Raw genomic sequence first — 26,316 nt, 5'->3', positions numbered from 1 at the left:
CGTGCATCCGCCCCCTGTGACCGACGCAGCGTCATGCTCTTACGTCGACGAGCACTGGCAGGCAATCTGGGCGTCAACGCGGCTCATGCATCGGCCCGATGCAGAAAGTTGCGCCCGCCGAGCACGATTTGCGGATCGGGGACGCCGATGACCCGGTCGTCGCGCTCGGCATAGGGAAGCTGGGCCAGCAGCTGGCGGATCACGCCGAGCCGCGCCCGCATCTTGTCGTTGGCGAGTATCGCCGTCCACGGCGCCGCCGGCTGGTCGGTGGCGGCGATCACCGCGTCGCGCGCCGCCGAGATCGCCTCCCAGCGGGAGGGGGCGGCGAGGTCGACGGGGGACAGCTTCCAGTGCTTGAGCGGATCCTTCTTGCGGGCGAAGAGCCGCTTCAGCTGCATTTCGCGGCCGATGTCGAGCCAGATCTTGAACAGGCGGATGCCGTCATCGGCGAGCATCTTCTCGAAGGTCGGCACCTGTTCGAGGAAATGCGCCGTCTCCTGCGGCGTGCAGAAGCCCATGACAGGCTCGACCACGGCGCGGTTGTACCAGGAGCGGTCGAACAGCACGATCTCGCCCCGGCGGGGAAGATGCGCGATGTAGCGCTGGAAGTACCACTGGCCGGCTTCGGCCTCGGTCGGCTTGGTGAGCGCCACCACCCGTACCGAACGCGGGTTGAGGTGCTGCACCAGGCGGTGGATGGTGCCGCCCTTTCCGGCGGCGTCGCGGCCCTCGAACACGATGACGATGCGCTCGCCGGTGTCGTTCACCCAGCGCTGCAGCTTCAAAAGCTCGATCTGCAGGGCGCGAAGCTCCTTCTGGTAGTGCTTGCGCTTGGGTCGGTCGGCATAGGGATAGTTGCCGCTGCGATAGGCCCGCTCGTCGATGATCGCCGGCAGCGCCGGCAAATCCATCGAGAAGGTGGCGAGAGCCGCGGCGAGGCGGTCGGCACTTCCACCGTTCTTGCGCGCGGAATCCCGGGGGGCGGCCTTCTTGCCGCCGTCGGCGCCCTTGCGGGTGGCGGCCGGCGGAAGGGCGGCATCCGCCCCGTCCTGCGGCGCGACGGGAGCGGCGGCCTGCACCGTGGTGGCGTCGGTGGCGGAAGATTTGGCCGCTGCGGGCTTGACCGCGGGCCGGTTCGGCTTCTTCGTCATATGGAAGCCTCTCGATGAGACCATAAGGAGACGGTGAATCGTTCCCTTGCCGCCGGACCTGATTCCGGCGAATCCATCCGGGAAGTCGAGGACAACATAGCCAATTTCGGGCGTACCGGGGAGGAAACCGCCATGAGCATCGACGAATCCGGCCCGTTCGCCCGCGAGACGCTCGGCGAGCGTCTGGCTGCGGCGCGCTGGATTTTGCTCGCCGGCGGTCTCGGTCTGGCGGTGGCGGTGGTGCAGGAGGTGCTCGCGCCCGGGCCGGCGCTGATCCTCGGCGCGGTCATCCTTGTCGCCGCCTGCGTGCCGGCGGGGCGCTGGCGGTTGCGTCGGCCCGTCGCCGCGGCGCTGTCGCGCTTCCGCGAGCCGCCGGCCCCGCCGCCGGATCGGCTCGCCTCGCTGGTGGGGGCGCTGCCGGAGGCGGCGCTGCTGCTCGATCATCGCGGCACGGTGCGCGCCACCAACAGCCGCGCCTCCGGCATGCTCGCCGCCGTGCGGGTCGGCGATCCGGTCTCCTTCGCGGTGCGGGTGCCCGAGGTTCTGGAGGCGATCCGCGCCGCCAGCGCCGATGGCCAGGCCCGCCGCGTCGAGTTCAGCCAGCGTGTGCCGGTGGACCGCTGGCTGCGCGCCGACATCGTCCCGGTCATGGGGCCGGGCGGCAATGGCGGCCGGGCGGAGAAGGTGGAATCGCTGCTGCTGACCTTCACCGACCTCACCCCGCAGCGCCGCGTCGAGCAGATGCGGGTCGACTTCATCGCCAATGCCAGCCACGAGCTGCGCACCCCCCTCGCCTCGCTCTCCGGCTTCATCGAGACGTTGCAGGGCCCGGCCCGCAACGATGTCACCGCCCGCGAGCGCTTCCTCAAGATCATGGCCGAGCAGGCGCGGCGGATGTCGCGGCTGATCGACGACCTGCTGTCGCTGTCGCGCATCGAGCTGAACGCGCATCTGCGCCCGCAGGCGCGGATCGATCTCGTCGCGGTGGTCGGCCATGTGCGCGAGGCCCTCGCTCCGCTCGGCGCCGAGCGGCAGCTGGAGATCGCCTTCCACCACGCCGACGCCTCGGTGATGGTGCTGGGCGACCGCGACGAGCTGATCCGGGTCTTCGAGAACCTGGTCGAGAACGCCCTGAAATACGGGGCGTCCGGCGGCCGGGTGGACATCACCCTGTCGCGCGACGGCGACGACGCGCTGGTCGCGGTGCGCGATTACGGTCCCGGCATCGCCCCGGAGCACGTACCCCGGCTTACCGAGCGATTCTACCGCGTCGATACCGCCCATTCGCGGGAGCAGGGAGGCACCGGGCTGGGCCTTGCCATCGTCAAGCACATCGTTGCCCGCCATCGCGGCCGGCTCGGCATAGACAGCACGCCGGGCGAGGGCTCGACATTCTCGGTGCGCTTGGCGGCACTGCCGGCTGAAGTTAAGAAAATATCGGTTAAATCAATAGCTTGAAGTGTCATCCAGTTGTCATTGCATGGTCATAGAACGGTGGCGTCCGGTCGTTAAGAGTCCGGTGTGCTCTCTTTCACCGCCCACGGGCAAACACCTCCGGCCCGGTTCGCGCGCCGCGCGAACCGCTGAAGCACTGGGAGAAGACCCTTGAAGTTCAACCGCCTCCTCGGCGTCGCCGTGATCTCGTTCGCCAGCTTTACCGGCGCGGCTTTCGCCGCCGACATCAACGGCGCCGGCGCCTCGTTCCCCGCTCCGGTGTACCAGGCCTGGGCCGCCGCGTATAAGGCGAAGTCCGGCACCGGCCTCAACTACCAGTCGATCGGCTCGGGCGGCGGGCAGAACCAGATCGTCAACCGCACCGTCGATTTCGGCGCCTCCGACGCGCCGATGAAGGACGACAAGCTCGAGCAGGCCAGCCTGCTGCAGTTCCCGACCGTGATCGGCTCGGTGGTCGCCATCGTCAACATCGACGGCATCGCCGACGGCCAGCTGACCCTCGACGGCGCCACCCTGGCCGACATCTACCAGGGCAAGATCACCAAGTGGAACGACCCGAAGATCGCGGCGCTGAACAAGGGCGTGGCCCTGCCGGATCTGGCCATCGTCCCGGTCTACCGCTCGGATTCCTCGGGCACCTCCTTCGTGTTCACCTCCTACCTCACCTCGGTGAGCGCGGACTGGAAGTCCAATGTCGGCGCCGCCACCTCGGTGCAGTGGCCGGCCGGCGCGGGCGCCAAGGGCAATGAGGGCATTGCCGGCACCGTGAAGAACACCAAGGGCGCGGTCGGCTATGTCGAGTTCGTCTATGCCGCGGCGAATGCGCTGACCTCGACCAACCTCGTCAACAAGGCCGGCAAGGTCGTGAAGCCCACCACCGAGGCCTTCATGGACGCCGCCGCCGCCGCCGACTGGAAGGGCGCGAAGAACTTCGCCGCCTCGATGATCGATACCGCCGGCGACAAGGCCTGGCCGATCACCAGCGCCACCTACATCCTGCTGCCGAAGAACCCGAGCAATGGCGCGCAGTCGGCCGAGACGATCAAGTTCTTCGACTGGGCCTATGGCGCCGAGGGCGACGCCATCGCCGAGAAGCTGCACTACATCCCGCTGCCGGACGCGGTTGTGACCACCATCCGCGACGCCTGGAAGGCCGAGATCAAGGCCGACGGCAAGTCGGTCTGGACCAACTGAGCCTGGTATTGCCGACCGGCGAGGGGGTGCCGCCATGCGGCCGCCCCCTCGCCTTTCGCTCGCCTGAACAAGCGTGCCGTGCCTTCCGCGTCCTGCCTGCCGCCCGGAGAGGCTAGCGTCATTTACAGATGCAGCCTGCGCCCGCCGGTGACAGGCTGATCCCGTTTCAAGCGCATCAGCGGCGACAGCGCTCAAGGAAATTCGACATGGCTGCCTCCATCAGCGGAACCGAGGCCGACACGGCCCTGATCGCCGCGCATAAGCCGACCGGGCGCGTCAGCGATCCCATCTTCGTCGGCCTGCTCTGGGCCAGCGGCATTTTCGTGCTGGTTCTGCTCGGGCTCATCATCGCGATGCTGTTCGAGGGCGGGCTGCCGGCGCTGCGCGAATTCGGCATTTCCTTCCTCTGGTCCACCACCTGGAACCCGGTCACCGAGCGCTTCGGCGCCGGCGTCATGGTGTTCGGCACGGTGGCGAGCGCGGTGATCGCCGTCATCGTGGCGCTGCCGCTGTCCTTCGGCATTGCCTTCTTTCTTACCGAGATCGCCCCCGGTCCGTTCCGCCGGCCGATCGGCGTCGCCATCCAGCTGCTCGCCGCGATTCCCTCGATCATCTACGGCATGTGGGGCTTCTTCGTCGTGGTGCCGCTGATCGCCGCCTATGTGCAGCCGCCGCTCATCGAGTGGCTCAGTCCGATCCCGCTGATCGGCGCGCTGTTCCAGGGCCCGCCGCTCGGCGCCGGCATGCTCACCGCCGGCCTGATCCTGGCGCTGATGATCCTGCCCTTCATCACCGCCATGTTCGTCGAGGTGTTGGAATCGGTGCCGCCGATGCTGAAGGAATCCGCCTATGGCGTCGGCGCGACCACCTATGAGGTCTATCGCAACGTCTCCGTGCCCTATGGCCGCACGGCCATGGTCGGCGCGGTGATGCTCGGCCTCGGCCGTGCGCTGGGCGAAACCATGGCGGTCACCTTCGTCATCGGCAACGCGACGCGCATGTCGGCCTCGCTGTTCGCGCCGGGCGCCACCATCGCCTCCACCATCGCCAACGAGTTCCCGGAAGCCTCGATCGGCTCGCTGAAGCTGCAGGCGCTGCTGCAGCTCGGCTTCATCCTGTTCGTCATCTCCTTCATCGTGCTGGCGCTGTCCCGCCTGCTCGTCCGCTCGAAGCTCAAGGGCTGAGGGGAGAGGAAACCATGTCATCGCTCGCCCGCCGTCGCACCACCGACTATGCCGTCAAGGCCATCTCCACCGCCTTCGCCGCGCTGTCGCTCATCCTGCTCGCCTGGATCCTGTGGACGCTGCTCTCCCGCGGCCTGCCGGCGCTCGGCCCGCACGTCTTCACCCGCATCACCGCCCCGCCCGGCGCCGGCGGCGGCCTGCTGAACGCCATTGTCGGCTCGCTGATCCAGATCGGCGTCGCGCTGGTGATCGGCACGCCGATCGGCCTGATGTGCGGCACCTTCCTCGCCGAGAACGGCCGCGGCACCCAGATCGCCAATGTGGTGCGCTTCGTCAACGACGTGCTGCTCTCGGCGCCGTCGATCCTGATCGGCCTGTTCGTCTACCAGCTCCTCGTGGTGCCGTTCGGCGGCTTCTCCGGCTGGGCGGGCTCGATCGCCCTGGCCATCCTGGTCATCCCGGTGGTGGTGCGCACCACCGAGGACATGCTGAACCTGGTGCCGATCGGCCTGCGCGAGGCGGCCTTCGCTCTTGGCGCGCCGCAGTGGAAGGTGGTGACCTTCATCACCTGGCGCGCCGCCCGCGCCGGCATCGTCACCGGCATCCTGCTGGCGCTGGCCCGCGCCGCCGGCGAGACCGCGCCGCTGCTGTTCACCTCGCTCGGCAATAATGGCTGGTCGCTGAACATGTCGGCGCCCATGGCGTCGCTGCCGATCGCCATCTATCAATACGCCGCCAGCCCCTTCGAGGATTGGGTCGCCCTTGCCTGGGCCGGCGCCCTCATCATCACCGTCGGGGTGCTGACCCTGAACGTCCTGTCCCGCCTGGTTCTGGCGAAGATGAAGTGAGACGGCCATGAATTTCGCACCCGATACCTCCATCGACATCGCTTCCGCCGTCAACCGCGCCACCGCGCCGTCCGCGCAGCCGAAGCTCAAGGTCGAGAAGCTGAATTTCTACTACGGCGACAACCACGCGCTGAAGAACATCAACTTCGAGATTCCCGAGAAGCGCGTCACCGCGATGATCGGGCCCTCGGGCTGCGGCAAGTCGACCTTGCTGCGCATCTTCAACCGCATGTACCAACTCTATCCGGGCCAGCGCGCGGAAGGGAAGATCCTGTTCGACGGCGGCGACCTCCTGTCGAAGGATCTCGATTCCACCGTGGTGCGCTCGCGCATCGGCATGGTGTTCCAGAAGCCGACGCCGTTCCCGATGTCGATCTACGACAACATCGCCTTCGGCGTGAAGCTGCACGAGAGCCTGTCCAAGTCGCAGATGGACGAGCGGGTCGAGTGGTGCCTGCGCAAGGCGGCCATCTGGGAAGAGACCAAGGACCGGCTGCACACCTCGGCGCTCGGCATGTCCGGCGGCCAGCAGCAGCGCCTGTGCATCGCCCGCACCATCGCGGTGCGGCCGGAGGTGATCCTGCTCGACGAGCCGACCTCGGCGCTCGACCCGATCTCCACCTCGAAGATCGAAGACCTGATCGACGAGCTGAAGCAGGAATTCACCATTGTCATCGTGACGCACAACATGCAGCAGGCCGCCCGCTGCGCCGACATCACCTCGTTCTTCTATCTCGGCGAGCTGATCGAGGTGGCCGCGTCGAACGAGATCTTCACCAATCCGCGCGAGGCGCGCACCCGCGACTACATCACCGGCCGCTTCGGCTGAGTGCGACGGGAAAGAGGACCAGCCCATGCCCTCCGAACATATCGTCTCGTCCTTCGATACCGATCTCAAGGAGATCAGCCGCCGCGTGGTGGAGATGGGTGGCCAGGCCGAGCAGCTGGTCGCCGATTCCGTGCAGTCGCTGGTCAAGCGCGATACGGAGCTCGCGCAGAAGGTGATCGTGCTGGACGGTCCCATCGACCTGCTCCAGCGCGAGATCGAGGAAAAGTCGGTGCTCACCATCGCCCGTCGCCAGCCGCTGGCCGGCGACCTGCGCGAAATCGTGGCGGCGATGCGCGTCGCCAACGATCTGGAGCGCATCGGCGACCTCGCCAAGAACACCTCCAAGCGGGTGCTGGCGCTCACCGGCGAGTTCCATCCGCAGAAACTGGTGCGTGGCGTCGAGCACATGTCGAGCATGGTGCTGGAGCAGCTTAAGGAGGTGCTGGACGCCTATGCCAGCCGCGAGGACACCCGCGCCATCGAGGTGTGGAAGCGCGACGGCGAGGTCGACGTTCTCTATACCTCGCTGTTCCGCGAACTCCTCACCTATATGATGGAGGATCCGCGCAACATCTCGCTGTGCACGCATCTTTTGTTCTGTGCCAAGAACATCGAGCGCATCGGCGACCACGCCACCAACATCGCCGAGACCGTGCACTACCTCGCGACCGGCCAGCTGCTCACCGAAGAGCGGCCGAAGCAGGACACCACCAGCCTGACCGCGGTTCCGTTCCCGTCCTGAGGCGGGCCGGATCGCGGTTTCGCATCATTCGCACGGGAAAAGCGATGCCGACCAATATTCTCATCGTCGAGGACGAGGAGCCGCTCACCCTGTTGCTGCGCTACAACCTCGAATCCGAAGGCTATTCGGTGGAGAGCGTGGCGCGCGGCGACGAGGCGGAGACGCGGCTGCGCGAGAAGGTGCCGGATCTTCTGTTGCTCGACTGGATGCTTCCGGGCCTGTCCGGCATCGAGCTGTGCCGGCGGTTGCGGGCCCGGCCGGAAACCGAGCGCATGCCGATCCTGATGCTCACCGCCCGCGGCGAGGAGACCGAGCGCGTGCGCGGCCTCGCCACCGGGGCGGATGATTATGTGGTGAAGCCGTTCTCGGTGCCGGAACTGGTCGCCCGCGTGCGGGCGCTGCTGCGCCGGGCCAAGCCGGACCACATCTCGACGCTGCTGCGCGCCGGCGACATCGAGCTCGACCGCGAGACCAAGCGGGTGCACCGCTCCGGCCGCGAGCTGCATCTCGGTCCCACCGAGTTCCGGCTGCTGGAGTTCCTCATGCAGTCGCCCGGCCGGGTCTATTCCCGCGAGCAGCTGCTCGACGGCGTCTGGGGCCAGGACGTCTATATCGACGAGCGCACGGTGGACGTGCATGTCGGCCGGCTGCGCAAGGCGCTCAACCGCCCGCGCCAGCCCGATCCGATCCGCACCGTGCGCGGCTCCGGCTATTCCTTCAACGAGATGTTCGCCCGCACCCATTGAGGCGGCCTCGCCGCCGCGCGTGTGGCACTCGGAACCGATCCGCTGGCGCGCAATCCCCGGCGGATTTTCGTCTTTGGTGCCGGCGCCCTGTCTCGCAGGCTCCCCTCTGCCTCACGACAGCACGCCGCCGGCCTCTTCTCCGTTCATCCGTCGGGGGAGTACCGGCGGGCCGAAGGTCCGGACGGGATGGCGGCCTGTGGGCGTCGCACGTGCTTCTGCCGCGACCCCCGGCGCCAACGTCGTTTTCCGAGGCGTCGCCCATCTTTTCACCGTGCCGCTTTTCTACTCCTGCGTCGTCGACACGCGCGCGGCGTGTCCGCATAATGCCCTCCTCGCGGCGCAGGGACGGATCGCTTCGCATGGCAGGGCAGCACGACGACCACGATCACGATGATCATGCGCCTCACGATCACCCGCATGAGGATCCTTTCCACCGCATCCATTCCGAGGAGGCGGACGCGCTGCTGATGTCGATCGCCGACATCGAGATCAGCGCCCGCGTCAAGGCGCTGGAGGAGCTGCTCACACAGAAGGGGCTGGTCGATCCGGCCGCGCTTGATGCGGTGGTGGATCTCTATGAGAACCAGATCGGCCCGAAGAACGGTGCCCGGGTGATTGCCCGCGCCTGGGCCGATCCGGCCTACAGGACGTGGCTGCTCGAGGATCCCAACGCCGCCATCGCCGATCTCGGCTTCACCGGCGCGCAGGGCGAGAACATGGTGGCGCTGGAGAACACCGACAGCGTGCACAATGTCGTCGTCTGCACCCTGTGCTCCTGTTACCCGTGGCCGGTGCTGGGGCTGCCGCCGGTCTGGTACAAGAGCATGGCCTACCGCACCCGCATCGTGCGCGATCCGCGCTCGGTGCTGGCCGAATTCGGCACCGTGCTGCCGGACACCACCGAAATCCGCGTCTGGGACAGCAATTCGGAAGTCCGCTACCTCGTCGTTCCCCGCCGCCCGGAGGGCACCGAGGGCATGGACGAGGCGGCGCTCGCCGCCCTCGTCACCCGTGACAGCATGATCGGCGTCACCGAGGCCCTGACCCCGGAGCCGGCCGAATGAACTCGGTGCATGATTGCGGCGGCTTCGACGGCTTCGGCCGGGTGGTGCCGGAGGGTTATGACGGGCGCGAGCCGGTGTTCAAGGAGGAGTGGGAGCGCCGCATGTGCGGGCTGTTCATGATCACCATCGGCGCGCATTACTCGGACGACGAGTTCCGCCAGTCGCGCGAGCGGCTGGAGCCGGTGAAATATCTCACCCGCCCCTATTACGAGCAATGGTGGTTCGCGGTGGCGCGGCTGATGATGGAGAAGGGCCTGCTGACGCCGGAGGACTTCGCCCGGCACCTCGCCGCCGGACGCGCCGCCGCCGGCAGCGCCGATATTCTTGCCGGGGACGCCTGATGCTCAGCGCCGCCGATATTCTCGATCTCCTGAAGACCGGCGCCACCACCAGGGTCGACGACCCCTCGCGCGTGCCGGCCTTCGCACCGGGCGATCACGTCGTCACCCGCACGCTCAGCCCGCTCACCCATACGCGGCTGCCGCGCTATTGCCGCGGCAAGCGCGGGGTGGTGGTGAAGGTGCACGGCCTCTATGCCCTGCCCGATGTCCGGGCGCTCGGCGACGAGGAAACGCGTGAATATTGCTACGCCGTGCGCTTCTCCATGCGCGAATTGTGGGGGCCGCAGGGCGCGCCGGCCGACAGCCTCACCATCGATCTGTGGGACAGCTATCTGCTGCCGGCCCTGCCGGCCTCTCCCGCTTCGGAGGTCGTGCCATGACCGGCACTCTGCTGCCCGACCTCGACCGGCCGAAGGCCTTCGCCGCGCCATGGGAGGCTCAGGCCTTCGCGCTGGTGGTGAAGCTGCACGAGCGCGGCCTGTTCGAATGGCCGGAATTCGCCGCCGGCCTTAGCGCCGAGATCCACGCTCACCCGGACCAGCCCTATTATGTCTGCTGGCACGAGGCGGCGGTGGAACTGCTGGTCGCCAAGGGGCTGGTGGAGCAAACGGCCTTCCTCGACCAGGCCCGTGCCGTGGTGCGCTTCCGCGCCTCCGATCATCACCATGTCGCCCGCACCACCCCGATCGCCGTCGATCCGGCGCGAGGCGGCTGAGCGGGCGCGGCTCGGGCGGCGATGGTTCGGACAGGGCTGCTGAGCCTGACTGCCTTCTCCTCTCCCCGAGGGGGAGGGGGGTGAGGGAGTGACGCTCGGCGATCCGCCGCCCTTCGCCGGTCTGCTGCGCGGGCCTCTCTCCCTGAAGGGTCGTGGTGTTCCTAGGTGCGGGTGATCGACAACCCGCCATCCACCAGATGCGCGGTGCCGGAGACGAAGGACGAATCGTCTGAGGCCAGATACAGCACCGAGCGCGCCAGCTCCTCCGGCTGCGCCACCCGCTTCAGCGCGTGCAGGCCGGTGACGAAGCTCTGCGCCTCCGGCGTGCCGTTGGCCTGGCGGAACATCTCGGTCTCCACCGCGCCGGGCAGCACCGCGTTCACCCGGATCCCCTGCGGCCCATATTCGGCGGCCAGCGCCTGGGTGAGGCCGATCAGCCCGGATTTCGAGGCGGCATAGGCGGCAAGGCCGGGAAACGCCGTCGAATAGCCGACAAAGGTCGAGGTGAAGATCACCGAGCCGCCGCCACTGGTCAGCATCGCGACGATCTGGTGCTTGGCGCCGAGAAAGGCGCCGGTGAGGTTCACCGCTAGCGTGTCGGCCCAGCCCTGCGCCGAGATTTCGGTGCTGGCGCCGCTGGCGCCGAGCGTGCCGGCATTGTTGAAGGCGACGTCGAGCCGGCCGAAGCGCTCCACCGCCAGCGCCACCAGCGCCTTCGCATAATCCTCGTCCTTCACGTCGCCGGCCAGTGCCGCCGCCGCGCCGCCGGCATGGGTGATCTCGGCCACCAGCGTGTCGAGCTCGGCCTGGCGGCGGGCGCCGACCACCACTTTCGCGCCCTCGCGGGCGAACAGCTCGGCGGTGGCGCGGCCGATGCCGGCGCTGGCGCCGGTGATCAGCGCGATTTTTCCATCCAGACGTCCCATCGATCTTCTCCTGTCTGCCGGCCGCCGCGCCTTCCGGGGTGGCCAGGCACCGTGACAACGTGGTTGTCATCCTGTCGCCGGGAAGTATGGCGATGCCGATGCGTTCGGATTAGCCTGCGATCGATGGAACTCATGTCCGGAAAAACCGAACGATGAAGCTCGACGGCATCGCCGCCTTCGTCGCCATCGCCGAGGCGGGCTCGATCAGCGAGGCCGCCCGCCGGCTGCGGCTGTCGAAATCGGTGGTCAGCGACCGGCTCAGGGAGCTGGAGCATCAGCTCAGCGCCAGCCTGATCCACCGCTCCTCCCGCAAATTGTCGCTGACCGAGGACGGCATGGCGTTCCTGGAGCGGGCATCGGGCGCGCTGCGCGAGCTCGACGCCGCCGCCGCCGCGCTGGCCGAGCGGCGCAGCACGCTGGCCGGGCCGCTGCGGCTGTCGGCGCCGGTCACCTTCAGCCGGCTGCATCTCGGCCCGGCGCTCTATCCCTTCCTGGCGCGCCATCCGCAGATCGAGCTCACCCTCGATCTCGACGACCGCCGCATCGACGCCCATTCGGAAGGCTATGACGGGGTGGTGCGGCACGGGCCGCTGCATGACAGCCGGCTGGTGGCGTGGCGGCTCGCCCGCAGCCGGCGGGTGCTGGTGGCCTCGCCGGACTATCTCGCCCGCCACGGCACCCCCGCCAGCCTCGCCGAGCTGGAGGGCCATCGCGGCATCTTCTACACCGGCCGCGGCATCGCCGACTGGCGCTTCCTCACCGAGGGCGGAACGGTGCATCTGCGCGCCCCGGCGGCGCTGCGGGTCAACAATGGCGAACTGATGCGCGACGCCGCCCTTGCCGGCCTCGGCATCGCGCTGCTGCCCCTGTTCATCTCCGGCCCTCCGCTCAAGGCGGGCACGCTGGTCGCCGTCGAAGTCGGGGCCGCCACCGAGCCCGAATTCATCTATGTCGCGCATCCCGAAGGCCGCCGGCCATCGGCGAAGCTGCGGGCGCTGGCCGACTGGCTGCGCCATGCCTTCGGCGATCCGCCCTATTGGGAGCCCTGATCCGCCGCCGCCGGGCGCGAGATCTTCCCCTGCCGGCCGGATTGACTTTTCTGCCGTTGCGTCACACCTCTCGCGCCGAAAGAGGGCCAAACAAGGCCACGCGAAGAGGCCGCCCCGGGGGGAACGCCATGCAACGCCTGTCGACCGAGGACGTGCCGCGGCACGAGCGCCTCGCCTTCGTCCATGATGTGGTCGGCCGCCATGCCGCCGGCATGTGCTTCCGGCCGGTCGATACCGAGGCGTTCCGCGCCCGCTTCTCCATCCTGCCGCTCGACGGCGTGCTGGTCGGCGATGCCTGCTACGATGCCTTCACCGGCGTCAGGACGCGCGAACTGCTCGCCGACGGCCGCGACGACTACCAGCTGCTGATCAACCCGACCGGCTACGAGACCGAGATCGACGGCGGCCGCACGCTCGCGGTCGGCGCCGGCGAGCTGCTGGCTTTCGACCAGGCGGCGCGCTTCGTCACCCGCGCTCCGGCCAGCTGCTACGAGGTGCTGGTGCTGCCGCGCCGCGCGCTCGCCGGCCTGGTGCCGGGCCTCGGCGCCCGCGCCTTCCGCAAGGCCGGGCGGGGGACGGCGGGGCTCGGCCTGTTGGTCGGCTATGCCCGGTTGCTGCGCCGCGAGCCGCCGGCGACGCCGGCCGCCATCCGGCTTGCGGCCGATCATCTGGTCAAGCTCGCGGCGCTCACCCTCGCCGCCGATCCGGCGGAGCCGGCGCGGGAGCATGGCTCGGCGCTGCGCCACGCCCGGCTTGCCCTGATCAAGAAGGACATCGCGGCGCGGCTCGACGATCCCGCGCTCGATATCGCCATGGTCGCGCGCCGCCATGGCATCTCGCCGCGCTATGTGCAGCTGCTGTTCGCGCAGGAGGACACCAGCTTCTCCGATTTCCTGCGCGAAGCCCGGCTCGACCGCGCCTTCCGCCAGCTCGGCGATTCCACCAATCGCGATGGAGTTGCCGGCATCGCCTTCGACGCCGGCTTCACCGACCTGTCGACCTTCAACCGGGCCTTCCGCCGCCGCTATGGCTGCACGCCCTCCGATGTGCGGGCGCGGGCGCTGAGGACGCGACGTAACTGAACGCCGCTGCGCGCCACGCCCAGTTGCTGCGCGCCACGCCGAGACCGGACCGAATGGTCCGTTTAGCAAGACGCTCGCGTTTCACCAGCGAGTGCCCTCCATGTCTCTCCTGCCCTTGCGCCTCCCAGGTCTGCGCCTCCCAGGTCTGCGCCTCCCAGGTCTGCGCCTGCCAGGTCTGCGCCTCCCAGGTCTGCGCCTCCCAGGTCTGCGCCTCCCGTGCCCGCGCCTGTCGTCCTTGCGGCTGCGGACGCGTGCGGCCATCGTCACGCTGGCGCTCGTCATGCTTGCCGGCCTCGTCACCCACGCTGCCGCCCTGACCGCTGCCGACGCCACCAAGGTGGTCGCCCTCATCGAGGCGCTCGAACCCGAGCTCGGTCCGATCGCCTATAATGAGGAGACTGCCGAGGAATGGTTCGCCCGCGATGCGTTGCGCGACGGGCTCATCGCCAAGGCCGGCTTCACCCGCGAGAGCTGGCGCGATGCCTTCGACGCCACCCTGTGCGGCTATCTCGCCAATCTGCCGAAGGGGCCGATCGAGGCGCGCTTCGCCCAGATGCGCAAGCGCCTCGTGCACGCCCCGCGCATGACGCCCGAGCAGCGGGCGGCCGCCATCGCCTTCGTCGACGAGCACGAACAGCGGCTGGCGCAATGGCGGGCCGCCGGCCGGCCGAATGCCGGGATCGTGCATCCGCTGATGCCGCGTCTCGACCGGCTGATGCCGCAGGACGTCGCCAGCGAGTAGTCGCCGGCGCGTGGCCTCCGCCGGTGGCCGCATCCGCGGCGGCGGGTTGCCGTCCGCGGTTCGCCGGGGGGCGTGCGGCGCCGGCGGAGGATCGTCGATTTCAGCAGGGAGACGGGCGCGGGCGGCAGGTTCTTCGCGGTCGCCGTGTCGGGGCCCAGGGGTGCCGGAACGCCCGTCGGAGCATATTGCCTGGGCGGCGGCTCCCAAAATCCCGCCCGGGACCATCGATTGCGACTGACGGCGCGAGCCGGACGGGCGGGGCAGGCCACACGGCCGGCCCCGCCCTTTTCAGCTGTTCGGCGCGCCGGCGTCCGGCGCGGCCGCGGCCTTGGCGTCGCCCGCCGGGGCCGGCTGGTTGTGCCCCTTGGTCGGCCAGTTATGGCTCAAGATGAAGTCGGAGATGCGCGGGGCGATCTCGGCACGGAAGCGCGAGCCGTTGAACACCCCGTAATGGCCGACCGTCGGCTGCAGGTAGTGCGCCCGCTTGTCGTCGGGCAGGTTGGTGCACAATTCGTGCGCCGCCCGGGTCTGGCCGACCCCGGAAATGTCGTCGTTCTCGCCTTCCACGGTCAGCAGCGCGACGTTGCGGATGGCGCCGGGATCCACCTTCTCGCCGTGATGGGTGAACGTGCCGTTGGGCAGTGCATGGTCGATGAACACCGCCTGCAGCGTCTGCAGGTAATATTCCGCCGGCAGATCCATCACCGAGAGATACTCGTCATAGAACTCGCGGTGCTTGGCGGCGGAATCGCCGTCGCCCTTCACCAGATGGCGGAACATGTCGGCATGCGCCTGCAGGTGCCGCTCCAGATTCATGCTCATGAAGCCGTGCAGCTGCAGGAAGCCGGGATAGACCTGTCGCATCACGCCCGGATGCGGCCAGGGCACGGTGGTGATGACGTTGCGGCGGAACCAATCGAGCCCGCGCGCCTGCGCGAAATCGTTCACCGCCGTCGGGCTTTCCCGGGTGTCGATCGGCCCGCCCATCAGCACCATGGAGGCCGGCACGTCGGGGTCGCCCCGGCCCTCCATCACCGCGACGGCGGCCAGCACCGGCACCGCCGGCTGGCACACGGCGAGCGCATGCACCCCGCCGCCGAGGAAGTGGAAGATCTCGATCAGGTAGTCGATATAGTCGTCGAGGCCGAACCGCCCCGCGCTCAGCGGCACCTCGCGGGCATCCGTCCAGTCGGTGATGTAGATGTCGTGGTTGGGCAGCAGCGTCTCCACCGTGCCACGCAGCAGCGTCGCATAGTGCCCGGAGAGCGGGGCGACGATCAGCATGCGCGGCTGCGGCCGGCGCGGCGGGCGGGCGAACACCCGCTCGAAATGCAGCAGCCGGCAGAACGGCTTTTCCCACACGGTCTCGATGCGCACCGGCACCTTGGCGCCGCCCACCGTGGTGTGTTCGATCCGCCAGTCCGGCTTGCCATAGCGCCGCGTGGTGCGCTCGAACATCTCGAAGCCGGCCAGCAGCGTGCGGCCGAAATCGGTGTGCGAGAGCGGGTTGGCCGGATGGCGGTAATAGAGCCGCCCGGCATCCGCCATCGCCCGCAACGGGTCGAGCGCCGCCTGGCCCATTTCGAACATCCAGTAGAGCGGCTTGGAGAAGACCGAGGCCGCCTCCAGCAAGTCGGTCGGCGTCCCTGCGGTCGCCTCCGCATCGGGCACGGCCCCGAAAACCCCGATCGCCATACGCGCCTCCGATTTGAAAACGACAGTCCTGAACTCGCCCGTACCGCTGGCGCCGCGGGCTTTCCCGCCGGCAGCGTGTCACGGGGCAGGTCGGCAATTCCTTCGGCAATTCCCCGGCAATTCCTTCGGGCAATTCCCGAGGTCCCGCCCGGGTTCCTGCGATAGCGAGAAGACCGGCGGGATCGTTGTGCACTGCAACACATAGTCGCTTTCGGCCGCACGTCAACGAATCAGCGCATTCCCGCCGCGCCGCGCTTACCTGTATAGAGGGCGCGCAGGGGGGAACCAAATGCCACTTTCGCTGGATCATCCGATCGGCGAGCGCTTCTTCGGCCTCAGGCTCGATACGCTCATCCGCCTGCGCTGGCTGGCGATTTCCGGCCAGACCGCCGCCATCGTGGTGGTGCAGTGGCTGCTCGGCTTCACGGTGCCGATCGGCGCCTGCCTCGCGGTGGTGGCGCTTTCCGCATGGCTGAACCTCGCCTTGCGGCTGCGCAGCCCCGGCGCAAGGCGGCTCTCCAACACCGAGGCGACCTGGCTGCTCGCCTATGACATCCTTCAGCTCGCGGCCCTGCTGTTTCTCACCGGCGGCCTGGCCAATCCCTTCGCGGTGCTGTTCCTCGCCCCGGTGCTGATCTCGGCCACCGCGCTGTCGCCGCGCTCCACCCTGCTGCTCGGCCTGCTCGCCGGCGGCCTCGCGGCGCTGGTCGGGCTGTGGCAGATGCCGCTGCCGTGGCGGCACAGCGAGGCGCTCGGGGCCGGGCCGCTGCTGCCGCCGCTCTATCTCGCCGCCATCTGGAGCGCGCTGGCGGTGGCGATCGCCTTCATCGGCAGCCATGCCTGGCGCGTCGCCGAGGAGACGCGCGAGCTCTCCGAGGCGCTCGCCGCCACCGAGCTGGTGCTGGCCCGCGAGCAGCATCTCTCGGCGCTGGACGGGCTTGCCGCCGCCGCCGCCCATGAGCTCGGCACCCCGCTCGCCACCATCACCGTGGTCGCCAAGGAACTGGCCCGCGGCCTGGCGCCCGATAGCCCGATCGCCGACGATATCCGCCTGCTGGGCGAACAGTCCGAGCGCTGCCGCGCCATATTGCGCCGCCTCACCACGCTCGATGCCGGCGAGGCGCCGTTCGACCGCATGAAGGTCACGCATCTGCTCGAGGATGTGGCGTCGCCGCACCGCAATTTCGGCATCGAGGTCGACGTCACCACCGCGACGCGCATCGGCGAGCCGGTGATCGCCCGCAATCCCGGCCTGATCTACGGCCTCGGCAACATCGTCGAGAACGCCGTCGATTTCGCCGCCGGGCGGGTGGAGATCGCCGCCAACTGGACCGATCGCGATCTGGTGGTCACCGTCACCGATGACGGGCCGGGCTTCCCGGCCGAGCTCATCGACAGCATCGGCGCGCCCTATCTCACCAGCCGCGGCCGCCATCGCTGGCGGCGCGAGGGGGCCGGCGAGGGCGAGGATGGCGAGCAGGGCCTCGGCCTCGGCCTGTTCATCGCCAAGACGCTGCTGGAGCGTTCCGGCGCCGAACTCGCCTATGTGAACGTGCCGGCGCCCCGCCATGGCGCCCGCGTCACCGTGCGCTGGCCGCGCCGGCTGGTCGATATTTCCGACCGCGAGCCCGGCGAGGGCGAGCCGAAATGACAAGCGCCGCCGCTGCGCTATAATGCCACGGTGCTGTGCATCGCCGGCCCTGCGGTGTAGCCTCACGCAAAATATTAAAGGCCGCCGCGCCGAGGCCGGCCGCTAGGGAGTCCTTGCCGGAAAACGCCATGCTTGACGCAACCGCCGATACAATCGACCGCTCGCTGCTGATCGTCGACGACGACCGGCCCTTTCTCCAGCGTCTGGCCCGTGCCATGGAAACGCGCGGCTTCGCCGTGACGACGGCGGAATCGGTCGCCGATGGCCTCGCCCGCGTCGAAGGCGGCGCCCCGGCCTATGCGGTGGTCGACATGCGGCTCGGCGACGGCAACGGCCTTGACGTCATCTCGGCGCTGAAGCGCCGCCGCCCGGAGGCGCGCGGCGTCATCCTCACCGGCTACGGCAACATCGCCACCGCGGTGAACGCGGTGAAGATGGGCGCGGTCGATTATCTCGCCAAACCCGCCGATGCCGACGACATCTGCGCCGCCCTGAACGCGCAGGCGGACTACAAGCCGCAGCTGCCGGAAAACCCGATGTCGGCCGACCGGGTGCGCTGGGAGCACATTCAGCGGGTGTACGAGCTGTGCGGGCGCAACGTGTCGGAGACGGCCCGCCGCCTTTCCATGCACCGCCGCACTCTCCAGCGCATCCTCGCCAAGCGCGCCCCACGCTGAGCGGGCCGAAGGCGTTGGGCGGTCCTGCCATGACGTCGCCCCGCTGAAGGCAGCCGCCTGGCCTTCCGGGGCCCGCCCTCACCCCTCCGGCGTCGGCCGGAAGGCTAGCACCGCGGTCATCTCGATCACGTCGTGGAAGCGCCCGTCGGGGGCGATGCGCGCCAGCTCGTCCCGCAGCTCGCGCTCGAACGCCGGCTGCGCCGTGCCCAGCGCCGCCGGCGAGGTCAGCGAGCGGGAATAGGCCAGCCCGACCACCTCCTCGATGCTGCGCTCGCGCGGCAGGATGCGGCCGATCCGCTCGACGACGGCGAAAGGCGAGGCGATCAGCACCGCTTCATGCGGCACCCAGTCCGGCTGCCGGCGCACCCGCCGGTCGGCATAGCGCTGGGGGGCGTGCCGCTCGGCCAGCCGGTCGAGCACCGCATGCCAGTCCGGGGTGCCGTACAGGCGGCGGTCGCCCATCAGCACCACCGCGCCGCCGGGCTCGATCAGCGCGTCGAGCGCGCGCAGCGTCGCCGGCCGGTCCATCCAGTGGAAGGAGCGGCCCATCACCACCGCGCCGAACCGTCCGAGCGTTGCCGACAGGTCGTAGGACGAGCCCTGCACCAGATCGAGCCGGACCCCGGCCGCCTCCGCCTCGGCCCGTGCCGCCGCCAGCATCGAGGGCTCGGGATCCATGCCGGTGACGTCGAGGCCCAGCCGGGCGAAGCCGATCGCCAGCGGCGCCGGCCCGCAGCCGAGGTCGAGCAGCCGGTCGCCGGCCTCCAGCCCGATCCGCGCCGCCACCGCGGCGATCAGCTCCAGCGGATAGGGCTGGCGGTAGCGGCCGTAGAATTCCGCCGTCGAGCGGAAGCGCGCGGCATCATAGGGAATGGGCGGGGTTTCCAGACGGACGACGCTCATCGGGGGCGCACCTCTGCCAAGACGCTCCGGCGCCCGGCCACAGGTGAGCTTCGCCGGCAATCGTGACGAAGTTGCGTCCGGCCGGCGAGGCGCGGTCCCGGCTGCAGCGTTCACACCCGCAGGCCGTTCTCCTGCGCCAGCTGCTTCAGCCCGCGCTCGGGGCGTGCCCCCATGTGGCTGATCACCTCCGCCGCGCACAGCGCGCCCAGCCGCAGCGATTCCTCCGGGACGAAGCCGCGCGCGAAGCCGTGCAGGAAGCCGGCGGCGAACAGGTCGCCGGCGCCGGTGGTGTCGACCACCTGCTCGACCGGGTAGGCGGGCACCGCCACGCGTTCGTTGCCGGACAGCCACAGCGCCCCCTGCTCGGAGCGCGTCACCACCGCCCGGCGCACATCGGTGGCGAGCTGGGCGAGGGCGGTGTCGAAATCGGCGGTCTGGTAGAGCGATTTGAGCTCGCTTTCATTGGCGAAGACCAGGTCGACCGTCCCCTCGCGCATCAGCGTGAGGAACTCGGCCCGGTAGCGGTCGACGCAGAAGGCGTCGGAAAGGGTGAGCGCGACGCTGCGCCCGGCGGCATGGGCGATGCCGGCGGCCTTGAGGAAGGCCTGCTTGGCCGGCGGCGGGTCCCAGAGATAGCCCTCGAGATAGGTGACGGTGGCCGCCGCCACCATCTCGGCGGCGACGTCGTCCGGCGTCAGGTCCTGCGCCGCGCCGAGATAGGTGTTCATGGTGCGCTCGCCATCCGGCGTCACCAGGATCAGGCAGCGGGCGGTGGCGGGGCCGTCCGCCGCGGCGGGGGTGCGGTAGGCGACGCCGGCGGCGCCGATGTCATGGGCGAAGATGGCGCCGAGCGCATCGTCCTTCACCTTGCCGACGAAGCCGGCGCGCCCGCCGAGCTCGGCGATGCCGGCCATGGTATTGGCCGCCGAGCCGCCGGAGATCTCGATGCCGGATCCCATGGCGGCATAGACCGTCTCGGCCCGCTCCTCGTCGATCAGCGTCATGCCGCCCTTGCGCATGCCGTGCGTGGCAAGGAAGTCGTCCTCGGCGCGGGCGAGCACGTCGACGATGGCATTGCCGAAACCGATCACATCGAGGGTTGGCGCGGTCACATGCGGGCCTTTCGAATGGGAGATGATGTCTGGCGGTAGCAGAGCCGGCGCGTGGCCGCAATGTCGGTCGCCCCCGCTTCCCTTCCGCAGCGGCTCGGCCCGACCTTGGTTCCGCCGCCGACCTCTTGGCGACAACCTCCCGCCGATGCCCGGCTTTCCCGCGACGCGGCAGCGCCGGACAGGGCAGTCCCGGACGTGGCCTACGCCTCCCTTGCCGGCGATCCCTGACCGTTGATGCCGGGGGCGATCGCCACCCCGCGCCGCCCCCGCTCGGCCGTACCGGCCCGCCTCGCCCTTCCGCCGGGCGGTGCGAGCGGCTATTGCTGGCGGGGTCCCAATCGCCGGCGCCTTGATGTCCCTGCTGCGGCATGCTTCCACCGTCGTCTCGCTGACGCTGCTCTCGCGGGGGCTCGGCTTTGCCCGCGATGCCGCGGTGGCGGCGCTGTTCGGCACCGGCGCGGTGGCCGATGCCTCCGTCGCCGGCCTCGCCATTCCCCAGCTCGCCCGGCGGCTGCTCGGGGAGGGGGCGCTGAACGCCGCCATCCTGCCGCGGCTGCCGGCCGCGTCCGCGGGTCCCGCCCCTCGCCTCGCCGGGGCGCTGATCCTCGTCTTCACCCTCGCGGCGGTCCTCATCGCCGCGCTGCTGGCGCTGTTCATGCCGCAGGTGACGGCGCTGCTGGCGCCTGGCTTCCTTGATGATCCGGCGCGCGCCGAAGGCGCGGTGCTGGCCGGGCGCATCGCCATGCTCGCCCTGCCGCTCGCCGCCGGCGCCGGCGTGCTGGCGGCGCTGGTGAATGCCGCCGGCCGGGTGACGCGCCCGGCCTTCGCGCCGGCCGCCGGCAATCTCGCCGTGCTGGCGGTGATCGGCGCCTTCGCCTTTTTCCATGCCGGTACCGCCGAAGACGTCGGCTCCCGCGCGCTCGCCTTCCTCGCGGTGGCGACGGTGGCCGGCGCGCTCGCCCAGGCGATGGTGATCGGCGCCGCGCTGCCGCACCGGCCCGGCACCCTGCTGCCCGACCGCGCGGCGTTGAAGGCGGCGCTGCCGGTGCTGATCGCTGCCGGCCCGACGCTGTTCGCCGCCGCGCTGCCGCAGCTGCGCATCCTCGTCGCCAATGCCGGCGCCTCGGAGCTGGAGGGCGGCGTCTCGGCGCTGTTCTATGCCACCCGCCTCGTCGAATTGCCGCTCGGCCTGGTCGGGGCGAGCGCCGGGGCGGTGCTGCTGCCGGCGCTGGCCGCCCATGGACGGGCGGAGGATCCGGCCGGCCACAGCCCGCGGGGCCACAAGCTGCTGGGCGACGCCCTCGTCGCCGCGCTGGCGCTCACCGCGCCGGCGGCGGCCGGTCTCGCCTTGCTCGCCGAGCCGATCGTGCGGGTGCTGTTCCAGCGCGGCGCTTTCGATGCCGCGGCGGCGGCGCTCACCGCCGAAGCGCTGGCGATGCTGGCGCTCAGCCTGCCCTTGCAGGCGATGGAGCGCATCCTGTCGACCGCCGCCTTCGCCCAGGGGCTCGGGCGCCTCGTCACTCGCACCAGCGTCGCGGCACTGCTGGCGGGCGGCGGCATCGGCTTTGCCGCCGCCGGCCCGCTCGGGCTCGCCGGCCCGGCGCTCGGCGTCGTCGCCTCCAGCCTGGTGGCACTCGCCGGGCTGTGGGTCGGGCTCGCCCGCGCCGGCCTGCTGCGTCTGGGCGGCGGGGAGTGGCGCCTGCTCGCCGGCTGCCTGCTCGCCACCCTGGCGATGGCGGTCATGGTCGGGCTCGGCGCGCACCTCCTCGCCGCGCCGCTGGCCGCCGGCGGGCTGCACGGCACGCTGACGCTCGGCCTGCTGGTGCTCGCCGGCATCGCCGTCTACGGCCTTGCCGCCCGGAGCCTCGGCCTGCTGCCGCGCCGCTGAGGCGAGGCCGTTCCCCGCCGGCCGCGCCCCGGCCCCGCCGCCCTTGCGCCGTCAGGCCGTGCGTGCCATGAGGCGGACCCAGATTCATCTGCCCCGTCGACACGGCCGGGCGGGCCCGTGTCTTCGAGGAAGCCAGCCTTTTCGAGGGTGTAATGAACGTCCAGCAGCGCGTGTTTTCCGGCGTGCAGCCGACCGGCAACCTGCATCTCGGCAATTATCTCGGCGCCATCAAGCGGTTCGCCGAGCTGCAGGACAGCTTCGACTGCCTCTATTGCGTGGTGGACCTGCACGCCATCACCCCGGATATGCGGGTGTGGGGCGGGCCGGCCGAGCTGTCGCGCAACATCCGGGAAGTGACCGCCGCCTATCTCGCCGCCGGCATCGATCCGAAGAAGAACATCATCTTCAACCAGAGCCAGGTCTCCGGCCATGCCGAGCTCGCCTGGGTGTTCAACTGCGTCGCCCGGCTCGGCTGGCTGAACCGCATGACCCAGTTCAAGGAGAAGGCCGGCAAGGACCGCGAGAACGCCTCGGTCGGCCTCTACGCCTACCCGAACCTGATGGCGGCCGACATCCTGCTCTACCACGCCACCCATGTGCCGGTGGGCGAGGACCAGAAGCAGCATATCGAGCTCACCCGCGACATCGCGCAGAAGTTCAACAACGACTTCGCCGAATCGATCGCGTCCAACGGCTTTGGCAGGGGCGCCGAGGGCGGCTATTTCCCGCTCACCGAGCCGCTGATCGGCGGGCCGGCGGCGCGGGTGATGAGCCTGCGCGACGGCTCGAAGAAGATGTCGAAGTCGGACCCCTCCGACCTGTCGCGCATCAACCTCACCGACGATGCCGACGCCGTCGCCTCCAAGATCCGCAAGGCCAAGACCGATCCCGAGCCGCTGCCCACCGAGCTCGACGGCCTGAAGGGCCGGCCCGAGGCGGAGAACCTGGTCGGCATCTATGCCGCGCTGTCCGGCGCCACCAAGGAAGAGGTGCTTGAGAGCTATGGCGGCGGCCAGTTCTCCACCTTCAAGGGCGCGCTGGTCGAGCTCGCCGTCGAGCGTCTCGGCCCGATCGGCAACGAGATGAAGCGCCTCGTCGCCGATCCCGGCCATATCGACGCGGTGCTGCGCGACGGCGCCGCCCGCGCCCGCGCCATTGCCGAGGTCACCATGGCTGAGGTGAAGGACATCGTCGGCTTCGTGCGCTGACCGTCCGGCCGCGGCGGCGCCTGCCGCCGCTCCTCCGCACCGCCGAGACGCCTGGGGGCTGCCGTCACGCCGGCTGCCGGCGCGTCATGGCGTCCAGTGCGGACCCGCTTTTGCCGCTTCCCGCCGTCTCCCATCCCCCGCTCATGTCGGCGAGGGCGCGTCGCCGCGTCCTTGCGCCGTGCTTTCGCGCGTCCGCTCCCTCGCACGTTCCATGGCTGAAAAGTCAAACAGTATGACTATTCAACCGTTCGAAACCATGCCATAAAACGCCAGCTCACAAGCGCCCGTAAGTGGCGCGCAGCTGGACCTCATGGGAGAAACGCTATGTCTTTCAAAGCTTTGATGCTCGCCACCGCCATGTCCGGCGCCCTGTTCGCGGCCACCGGCGCCCTTGCGAGCGACCTCACCATCGGCTTCTCGCAGATCGGCTCGGAATCGGGCTGGCGCGCCGCGGAGACCACCGTCTCCAAGGCGGAGGCGAAGAAGCGCAACATCAATTTCAAGATCGCCGACGCCCAGCAGAAGCAGGAGAACCAGATCAAGGCGATCCGCTCCTTCATCGCCCAGGGCGTCGACGCCATCTTCCTGGCGCCCGTCGTCTCCACCGGCTGGGATACGGTGCTGAAGGAGGCGCAGGAGGCCAAGATCCCGGTCGTGCTGCTCGACCGCGACATCGATCCCGCCGGCAAGAGCCTCTACCTCACCGCGGTCACCTCGGATTCGGTGCATGAAGGCAAGGTTGCCGGCGAATGGCTGGTGAAGACGGTGAACGGCAAGCCGTGCAACGTGGTCGAGCTGCAGGGCACGGTGGGTGCCAGCGTCGCGGCCAACCGCAAGAAGGGCTTCGAGGACGGCATCGCCGGCGCCTCCAACGTCAAGATCGTCCGCTCGCAGACCGGCGACTTCACCCGCGCCAAGGGCAAGGAAGTCATGGAAAGCTTCATCAAGGCCGAGGGCGGCGGCAAGAACATCTGCGCCGTCTACGCGCATAATGATGACATGATGGTCGGCGCCATCCAGGCGATGAAGGAAGCCGGGCTGAAGCCGGGCACCGAGGTGCTGACCGTCTCCATCGACGCGGTGCCGGACATCTTCAAGGCGATGGCCGCCGGCGAGGCCAACGCCACCGTCGAGCTGACGCCCAACATGGCCGGCCCGGCCTTCGACGCCATCGTCGCCTTCAAGGAGAAGGGCACGGTGCCGCCGAAGTGGATCCAGACCGAATCCAAGCTCTACACCCAGGCCGACAGTCCGAAGGCGGTCTACGAGAGCAAGAAGGACCTCGGCTACTGAGGCGGAGCATGCGGGACGGGGTGTCTCCCCGATCCCTGCACCGAACCGGGTCGTTGCGGGGAGGCGTGGGGCGCATGCCCTCCGACCGCCCGGCGGACCTTGATGGCCCGCCGGCATCGCCCGCCGCCTCTGCCTGTGGAGAAAGCGGGTTCGTGCACCGCCTTCTCCACAGGGTTGTCCCCAGCCCGACCGTCGCCGGCGAGACCGCATATGGTACCCGTAAGTTCCCCGCATGACGACGCGCCCGCCGCCCCGCCTTCCGGCGCTCCCCTGCTTGAGCTCACCGGCTTCTCCAAGTCCTTTGCCGGCTTCAAGGCTCTGGATCAGGTCGAGCTGACGCTGCGCGCCGGCGAGGTGCATGCGCTGCTGGGCGAGAACGGCGCCGGCAAGTCGACGCTGATCAAATGCATGACCGGCGTCGTCCACCGCGACGCCGGCCGGCTCAGCCTCGATGGCGTGGACATCGCGCCGCGCTCGGCGGAGGAGGCGGTGAAGGCCGGCATCGCCACCGTCTATCAGGAGGTCAATCTCGCCCCCAACCTCTCGGTGGCTCAGAACCTGTTCCTCGGCCGCCAGCCCACCCGCTTCGGCCTGGTGCGCGAGGGCGAGATGCGCCGGCGTGCCCGCGAGCTGCTGGCCGCGTTCGATCTCGACCTCGACGTCGCCGCGCCGCTGGAGAGCTATTCGGTCGCCGTGCAGCACATCGTCGCCATCGCCCGCGCGGTCGATCAGTCGGCGCGGGTGCTGATCCTCGACGAGCCGACCGCCAGCCTCGACGCCCACGAGGTCGAAATCCTGTTCGCGGTGCTGCGCAAGCTGAAGGCGCGCGGCATCGGCATCGTCTTCGTCACCCATTTCCTCGATCAGGTCTATGCGATCTGCGAACGCATCACCGTGCTGCGCAATGGCCGCCTCGCCGGCAGCGCCACCACTGCCGAGCTGCCCCGCCTCGATCTGGTGCGGATGATGCTCGGCCGCGAGCTCGCCCAGGCGACCGCCTCCGCCGCGCACGCGCCGGAGGCTGCCCGCGACGTGGCCGGCGGGCGCGCGGCCGCCTTCGCCACCTTCGAGAATTACGGCAAGGCCGGCTATGTCGCGCCCTTCGATCTCGCCTTGCGCCCCGGCCATGTGGTCGGCCTCGCCGGCCTGCTCGGCTCCGGCCGCACCGAGACCACCCGCCTGGTCTTCGGCGCCGCCCATGCCGACAGCGGCACCGCCACCGTGGACGGCGCCAGGGTGGCGCTCACCAGCCCGGCGGAGGCGCTGCATCTCGGCTTCGGCTACTGCCCGGAGGAGCGCAAGACCGAGGGCATCGTCGCCGAGCTCACCGTGCGCGAGAACATCGTGCTGGCCTTGCAGGCCCGTCGCGGCGTCACCCGGCCGCTGTCGCGCCGCGAGCAGGACGAGATCGCGGCAAGGTTCATCCGCCTGCTCGACATTCGCCCGCCCGATCCGGAGCGGCCGATCGGCCTCCTGTCCGGCGGCAACCAGCAGAAGGCGCTGCTGGCCCGCTGGCTGGCGACCGAGCCGCGCCTCCTGATCCTCGACGAGCCGACGCGCGGCATCGATGTCGGCGCCCATGCCGAGATCATCGCGCTGATCCGCCGGCTCTGCGCCGAGGGGATGGCGCTGCTGGTGGTGTCCTCTGAGCTGGAGGAGATCGTCACCTATGCCGACGAGGTGATCGTGCTGCGTGATCGCGCCCATGTCGCCCGGCTCACCGGCGAAGACATCACCGTACCCGGCATCCTCGCCGCCATCGCCGAAGCCGATCCGGTGCAGCCGCCGCCGGCCGCCGCCGGGCGGGCCGCGTGAGGGAGG

26 protein-coding genes are annotated in these 26,316 nt (G+C 69.7%); 20 read left to right on the top strand and 6 right to left on the bottom strand.

Translation table 11 applies throughout. The annotated features are described in order from the left end of the window. Positions 1-83: 83 nt before the first annotated feature. Positions 84-1,151, bottom strand: coding sequence for a polyphosphate kinase 2 (gene ppk2 / locus J2X65_RS14235; RefSeq protein ID WP_310202088.1), 1,068 nt, complete (start codon positions 1,149-1,151; stop codon positions 84-86). 132 nt (positions 1,152-1,283) lie between these two features. On the opposite strand from ppk2, the gene J2X65_RS14230 reads away from it, so the two are divergent. The 11 genes from J2X65_RS14230 (at position 1,284) to J2X65_RS14180 (ending at position 10,269) form a co-directional block, all read left to right on the top strand. Continuing rightward, a complete protein-coding gene (locus J2X65_RS14230; RefSeq protein WP_310202086.1) occupies positions 1,284-2,609 on the top strand; it encodes an ATP-binding protein in 1,326 nt (441 codons plus the stop codon). A 147-nt stretch (positions 2,610-2,756) separates the two neighbouring features. Next, positions 2,757-3,800 carry a phosphate ABC transporter substrate-binding protein PstS gene (gene pstS, locus J2X65_RS14225; protein ID WP_310202084.1) on the top strand — a complete coding sequence of 348 codons (1,044 nt, stop codon included), beginning with the start codon at positions 2,757-2,759 and terminating at the stop codon, positions 3,798-3,800. Positions 3,801-4,006: 206 nt separating this feature from the next. Beyond that, complete coding sequence (gene pstC / locus J2X65_RS14220; protein WP_310202082.1) at positions 4,007-4,984, top strand: phosphate ABC transporter permease subunit PstC; 978 nt, start codon at positions 4,007-4,009, stop codon at positions 4,982-4,984. 14 nt (positions 4,985-4,998) lie between these two features. Then, positions 4,999-5,832: a phosphate ABC transporter permease PstA gene (pstA, locus tag J2X65_RS14215; RefSeq protein ID WP_310202080.1), complete on the top strand. Its 834-nt coding sequence runs from the start codon at positions 4,999-5,001 to the stop codon at positions 5,830-5,832. Positions 5,833-5,839: 7 nt separating this feature from the next. Next, entirely contained in the window at positions 5,840-6,661 is an 822-nt protein-coding gene (gene pstB, locus J2X65_RS14210) for a phosphate ABC transporter ATP-binding protein PstB (protein ID WP_310202078.1), read from the top strand. 25 nt (positions 6,662-6,686) lie between these two features. Beyond that, positions 6,687-7,403 (top strand): phosphate signaling complex protein PhoU, encoded by a 717-nt coding sequence (phoU, locus tag J2X65_RS14205; protein WP_310202076.1) that lies wholly within the window; start codon positions 6,687-6,689, stop codon positions 7,401-7,403. A gap of 44 nt (positions 7,404-7,447) precedes the next feature. Beyond that, positions 7,448-8,149 carry a phosphate regulon transcriptional regulator PhoB gene (gene phoB / locus J2X65_RS14200; RefSeq protein ID WP_213366789.1) on the top strand — a complete coding sequence of 234 codons (702 nt, stop codon included), beginning with the start codon at positions 7,448-7,450 and terminating at the stop codon, positions 8,147-8,149. Between the two features lie 359 nt (positions 8,150-8,508). Further along, positions 8,509-9,213 (top strand): nitrile hydratase subunit alpha, encoded by a 705-nt coding sequence (nthA, locus tag J2X65_RS14195; protein ID WP_310202071.1) that lies wholly within the window; start codon positions 8,509-8,511, stop codon positions 9,211-9,213. Continuing rightward, positions 9,210-9,554 (top strand): SH3-like domain-containing protein, encoded by a 345-nt coding sequence (locus tag J2X65_RS14190; protein ID WP_310202069.1) that lies wholly within the window; start codon positions 9,210-9,212, stop codon positions 9,552-9,554. The genes nthA and J2X65_RS14190 overlap by 4 nt, the downstream gene beginning before the upstream one ends. After that, entirely contained in the window at positions 9,554-9,934 is a 381-nt protein-coding gene (locus J2X65_RS14185) for an SH3-like domain-containing protein (protein WP_310202067.1), read from the top strand. The genes J2X65_RS14190 and J2X65_RS14185 overlap by 1 nt, the downstream gene beginning before the upstream one ends. Continuing rightward, on the top strand, positions 9,931-10,269 hold the full coding sequence (locus J2X65_RS14180; protein WP_310202065.1) for a nitrile hydratase accessory protein: 339 nt from the start codon (positions 9,931-9,933) through the stop codon (positions 10,267-10,269). The genes J2X65_RS14185 and J2X65_RS14180 overlap by 4 nt, the downstream gene beginning before the upstream one ends. A gap of 161 nt (positions 10,270-10,430) precedes the next feature. Here J2X65_RS14180 and J2X65_RS14175 read toward each other — a convergent pair whose 3' ends face one another. After that, positions 10,431-11,195, bottom strand: coding sequence for an SDR family oxidoreductase (locus J2X65_RS14175; RefSeq protein WP_310202064.1), 765 nt, complete (start codon positions 11,193-11,195; stop codon positions 10,431-10,433). Between the two features lie 152 nt (positions 11,196-11,347). On the opposite strand from J2X65_RS14175, the gene J2X65_RS14170 reads away from it, so the two are divergent. Continuing rightward, a complete protein-coding gene (locus J2X65_RS14170; RefSeq protein ID WP_310202062.1) occupies positions 11,348-12,244 on the top strand; it encodes a LysR family transcriptional regulator in 897 nt (298 codons plus the stop codon). Positions 12,245-12,372: 128 nt separating this feature from the next. Then, the gene (locus J2X65_RS14165) at positions 12,373-13,326 is read left to right on the top strand and encodes an AraC family transcriptional regulator (protein WP_310202060.1); all 954 of its coding nucleotides are present in this window, start codon (positions 12,373-12,375) and stop codon (positions 13,324-13,326) included. 62 nt (positions 13,327-13,388) lie between these two features. Here J2X65_RS14165 and J2X65_RS26985 read toward each other — a convergent pair whose 3' ends face one another. After that, positions 13,389-13,529: a pentapeptide repeat-containing protein gene (locus tag J2X65_RS26985; RefSeq protein ID WP_404977719.1), complete on the bottom strand. Its 141-nt coding sequence runs from the start codon at positions 13,527-13,529 to the stop codon at positions 13,389-13,391. A 32-nt stretch (positions 13,530-13,561) separates the two neighbouring features. Here J2X65_RS26985 and J2X65_RS14160 point away from each other — a divergent pair, with 32 nt between their 5' ends. Beyond that, positions 13,562-14,068 carry a hypothetical protein gene (locus tag J2X65_RS14160; protein ID WP_310202058.1) on the top strand — a complete coding sequence of 169 codons (507 nt, stop codon included), beginning with the start codon at positions 13,562-13,564 and terminating at the stop codon, positions 14,066-14,068. Positions 14,069-14,356: 288 nt separating this feature from the next. Here J2X65_RS14160 and J2X65_RS14155 read toward each other — a convergent pair whose 3' ends face one another. Then, the gene (locus J2X65_RS14155; RefSeq protein ID WP_310202056.1) at positions 14,357-15,763 is read right to left on the bottom strand and encodes a polyhydroxyalkanoate depolymerase; all 1,407 of its coding nucleotides are present in this window, start codon (positions 15,761-15,763) and stop codon (positions 14,357-14,359) included. Between the two features lie 289 nt (positions 15,764-16,052). Here J2X65_RS14155 and J2X65_RS14150 point away from each other — a divergent pair, with 289 nt between their 5' ends. Both J2X65_RS14150 and J2X65_RS14145 read left to right on the top strand, forming a co-directional pair. Beyond that, positions 16,053-17,414: an ActS/PrrB/RegB family redox-sensitive histidine kinase gene (locus J2X65_RS14150; RefSeq protein WP_310202054.1), complete on the top strand. Its 1,362-nt coding sequence runs from the start codon at positions 16,053-16,055 to the stop codon at positions 17,412-17,414. A 128-nt stretch (positions 17,415-17,542) separates the two neighbouring features. After that, a complete protein-coding gene (locus J2X65_RS14145) occupies positions 17,543-18,091 on the top strand; it encodes an ActR/PrrA/RegA family redox response regulator transcription factor (RefSeq protein WP_310202052.1) in 549 nt (182 codons plus the stop codon). Positions 18,092-18,169: 78 nt separating this feature from the next. Here the strand turns inward: J2X65_RS14145 and J2X65_RS14140 are convergent, their stop codons facing one another. Both J2X65_RS14140 and J2X65_RS14135 read right to left on the bottom strand, forming a co-directional pair. Continuing rightward, complete coding sequence (locus tag J2X65_RS14140) at positions 18,170-18,994, bottom strand: class I SAM-dependent methyltransferase (RefSeq protein ID WP_310202050.1); 825 nt, start codon at positions 18,992-18,994, stop codon at positions 18,170-18,172. Between the two features lie 110 nt (positions 18,995-19,104). Further along, on the bottom strand, positions 19,105-20,106 hold the full coding sequence (locus J2X65_RS14135) for an adenosine kinase (RefSeq protein ID WP_310202047.1): 1,002 nt from the start codon (positions 20,104-20,106) through the stop codon (positions 19,105-19,107). Between the two features lie 352 nt (positions 20,107-20,458). Between J2X65_RS14135 and murJ the strand changes: the two genes are divergently transcribed. The 4 genes from murJ to J2X65_RS14115 all read left to right on the top strand — a co-directional run bounded on the left by murJ (position 20,459) and on the right by J2X65_RS14115 (position 26,310). Then, positions 20,459-21,994, top strand: a complete 1,536-nt coding sequence (murJ, locus tag J2X65_RS14130) for a lipid II flippase MurJ (RefSeq protein ID WP_310202045.1) — start codon at positions 20,459-20,461, stop codon at positions 21,992-21,994. Positions 21,995-22,146: 152 nt separating this feature from the next. Further along, positions 22,147-23,202: a tryptophan--tRNA ligase gene (gene trpS, locus J2X65_RS14125; RefSeq protein ID WP_310202043.1), complete on the top strand. Its 1,056-nt coding sequence runs from the start codon at positions 22,147-22,149 to the stop codon at positions 23,200-23,202. A gap of 324 nt (positions 23,203-23,526) precedes the next feature. Next, positions 23,527-24,495 (top strand): galactofuranose ABC transporter, galactofuranose-binding protein YtfQ, encoded by a 969-nt coding sequence (gene ytfQ / locus J2X65_RS14120; RefSeq protein ID WP_310202041.1) that lies wholly within the window; start codon positions 23,527-23,529, stop codon positions 24,493-24,495. A gap of 210 nt (positions 24,496-24,705) precedes the next feature. After that, positions 24,706-26,310: a sugar ABC transporter ATP-binding protein gene (locus tag J2X65_RS14115; RefSeq protein ID WP_310202039.1), complete on the top strand. Its 1,605-nt coding sequence runs from the start codon at positions 24,706-24,708 to the stop codon at positions 26,308-26,310. Positions 26,311-26,316: the final 6 nt, after the last annotated feature.

It is taken from the genome of Ancylobacter sp. 3268 (assembly GCF_031456575.1).
In the GTDB taxonomy this organism is placed as follows: Bacteria; Pseudomonadota; Alphaproteobacteria; order Rhizobiales; family Xanthobacteraceae; genus Ancylobacter.
The sequence above is the reverse complement of the archived record's forward strand: the minus strand, read 5'-3'. Positions and strand labels throughout refer to the sequence as shown.

Excerpts from the sequence above, each read along its gene's own strand:
- J2X65_RS14145 (WP_310202052.1), top strand. The coding sequence starts at position 17,543 with ATGCTTGACGCAACCGCCGATACAATCGACCGCTCGCTGCTGATCGTC.
- murJ (WP_310202045.1), top strand. The coding sequence starts at position 20,459 with ATGTCCCTGCTGCGGCATGCTTCCACCGTCGTCTCGCTGACGCTGCTC.
- phoU (WP_310202076.1), top strand. The coding sequence starts at position 6,687 with ATGCCCTCCGAACATATCGTCTCGTCCTTCGATACCGATCTCAAGGAG.
- phoB (WP_213366789.1), top strand. The coding sequence starts at position 7,448 with ATGCCGACCAATATTCTCATCGTCGAGGACGAGGAGCCGCTCACCCTG.
- pstB (WP_310202078.1), top strand. The coding sequence starts at position 5,840 with ATGAATTTCGCACCCGATACCTCCATCGACATCGCTTCCGCCGTCAAC.
- J2X65_RS14230 (WP_310202086.1), top strand. The coding sequence starts at position 1,284 with ATGAGCATCGACGAATCCGGCCCGTTCGCCCGCGAGACGCTCGGCGAG.
- trpS (WP_310202043.1), top strand. The coding sequence starts at position 22,147 with ATGAACGTCCAGCAGCGCGTGTTTTCCGGCGTGCAGCCGACCGGCAAC.
- J2X65_RS14140 (WP_310202050.1), bottom strand. The coding sequence starts at position 18,994 with ATGAGCGTCGTCCGTCTGGAAACCCCGCCCATTCCCTATGATGCCGCG.
- J2X65_RS14180 (WP_310202065.1), top strand. The coding sequence starts at position 9,931 with ATGACCGGCACTCTGCTGCCCGACCTCGACCGGCCGAAGGCCTTCGCC.
- pstC (WP_310202082.1), top strand. The coding sequence starts at position 4,007 with ATGGCTGCCTCCATCAGCGGAACCGAGGCCGACACGGCCCTGATCGCC.
- ytfQ (WP_310202041.1), top strand. The coding sequence starts at position 23,527 with ATGTCTTTCAAAGCTTTGATGCTCGCCACCGCCATGTCCGGCGCCCTG.
- ppk2 (WP_310202088.1), bottom strand. The coding sequence starts at position 1,151 with ATGACGAAGAAGCCGAACCGGCCCGCGGTCAAGCCCGCAGCGGCCAAA.
- J2X65_RS14185 (WP_310202067.1), top strand. The coding sequence starts at position 9,554 with ATGCTCAGCGCCGCCGATATTCTCGATCTCCTGAAGACCGGCGCCACC.
- J2X65_RS14165 (WP_310202060.1), top strand. The coding sequence starts at position 12,373 with ATGCAACGCCTGTCGACCGAGGACGTGCCGCGGCACGAGCGCCTCGCC.
- J2X65_RS14170 (WP_310202062.1), top strand. The coding sequence starts at position 11,348 with ATGAAGCTCGACGGCATCGCCGCCTTCGTCGCCATCGCCGAGGCGGGC.
- J2X65_RS14155 (WP_310202056.1), bottom strand. The coding sequence starts at position 15,763 with ATGGCGATCGGGGTTTTCGGGGCCGTGCCCGATGCGGAGGCGACCGCA.
- J2X65_RS14175 (WP_310202064.1), bottom strand. The coding sequence starts at position 11,195 with ATGGGACGTCTGGATGGAAAAATCGCGCTGATCACCGGCGCCAGCGCC.
- J2X65_RS14150 (WP_310202054.1), top strand. The coding sequence starts at position 16,053 with ATGCCACTTTCGCTGGATCATCCGATCGGCGAGCGCTTCTTCGGCCTC.
- J2X65_RS14190 (WP_310202069.1), top strand. The coding sequence starts at position 9,210 with ATGAACTCGGTGCATGATTGCGGCGGCTTCGACGGCTTCGGCCGGGTG.
- pstA (WP_310202080.1), top strand. The coding sequence starts at position 4,999 with ATGTCATCGCTCGCCCGCCGTCGCACCACCGACTATGCCGTCAAGGCC.
- nthA (WP_310202071.1), top strand. The coding sequence starts at position 8,509 with ATGGCAGGGCAGCACGACGACCACGATCACGATGATCATGCGCCTCAC.
- J2X65_RS14115 (WP_310202039.1), top strand. The coding sequence starts at position 24,706 with ATGGTACCCGTAAGTTCCCCGCATGACGACGCGCCCGCCGCCCCGCCT.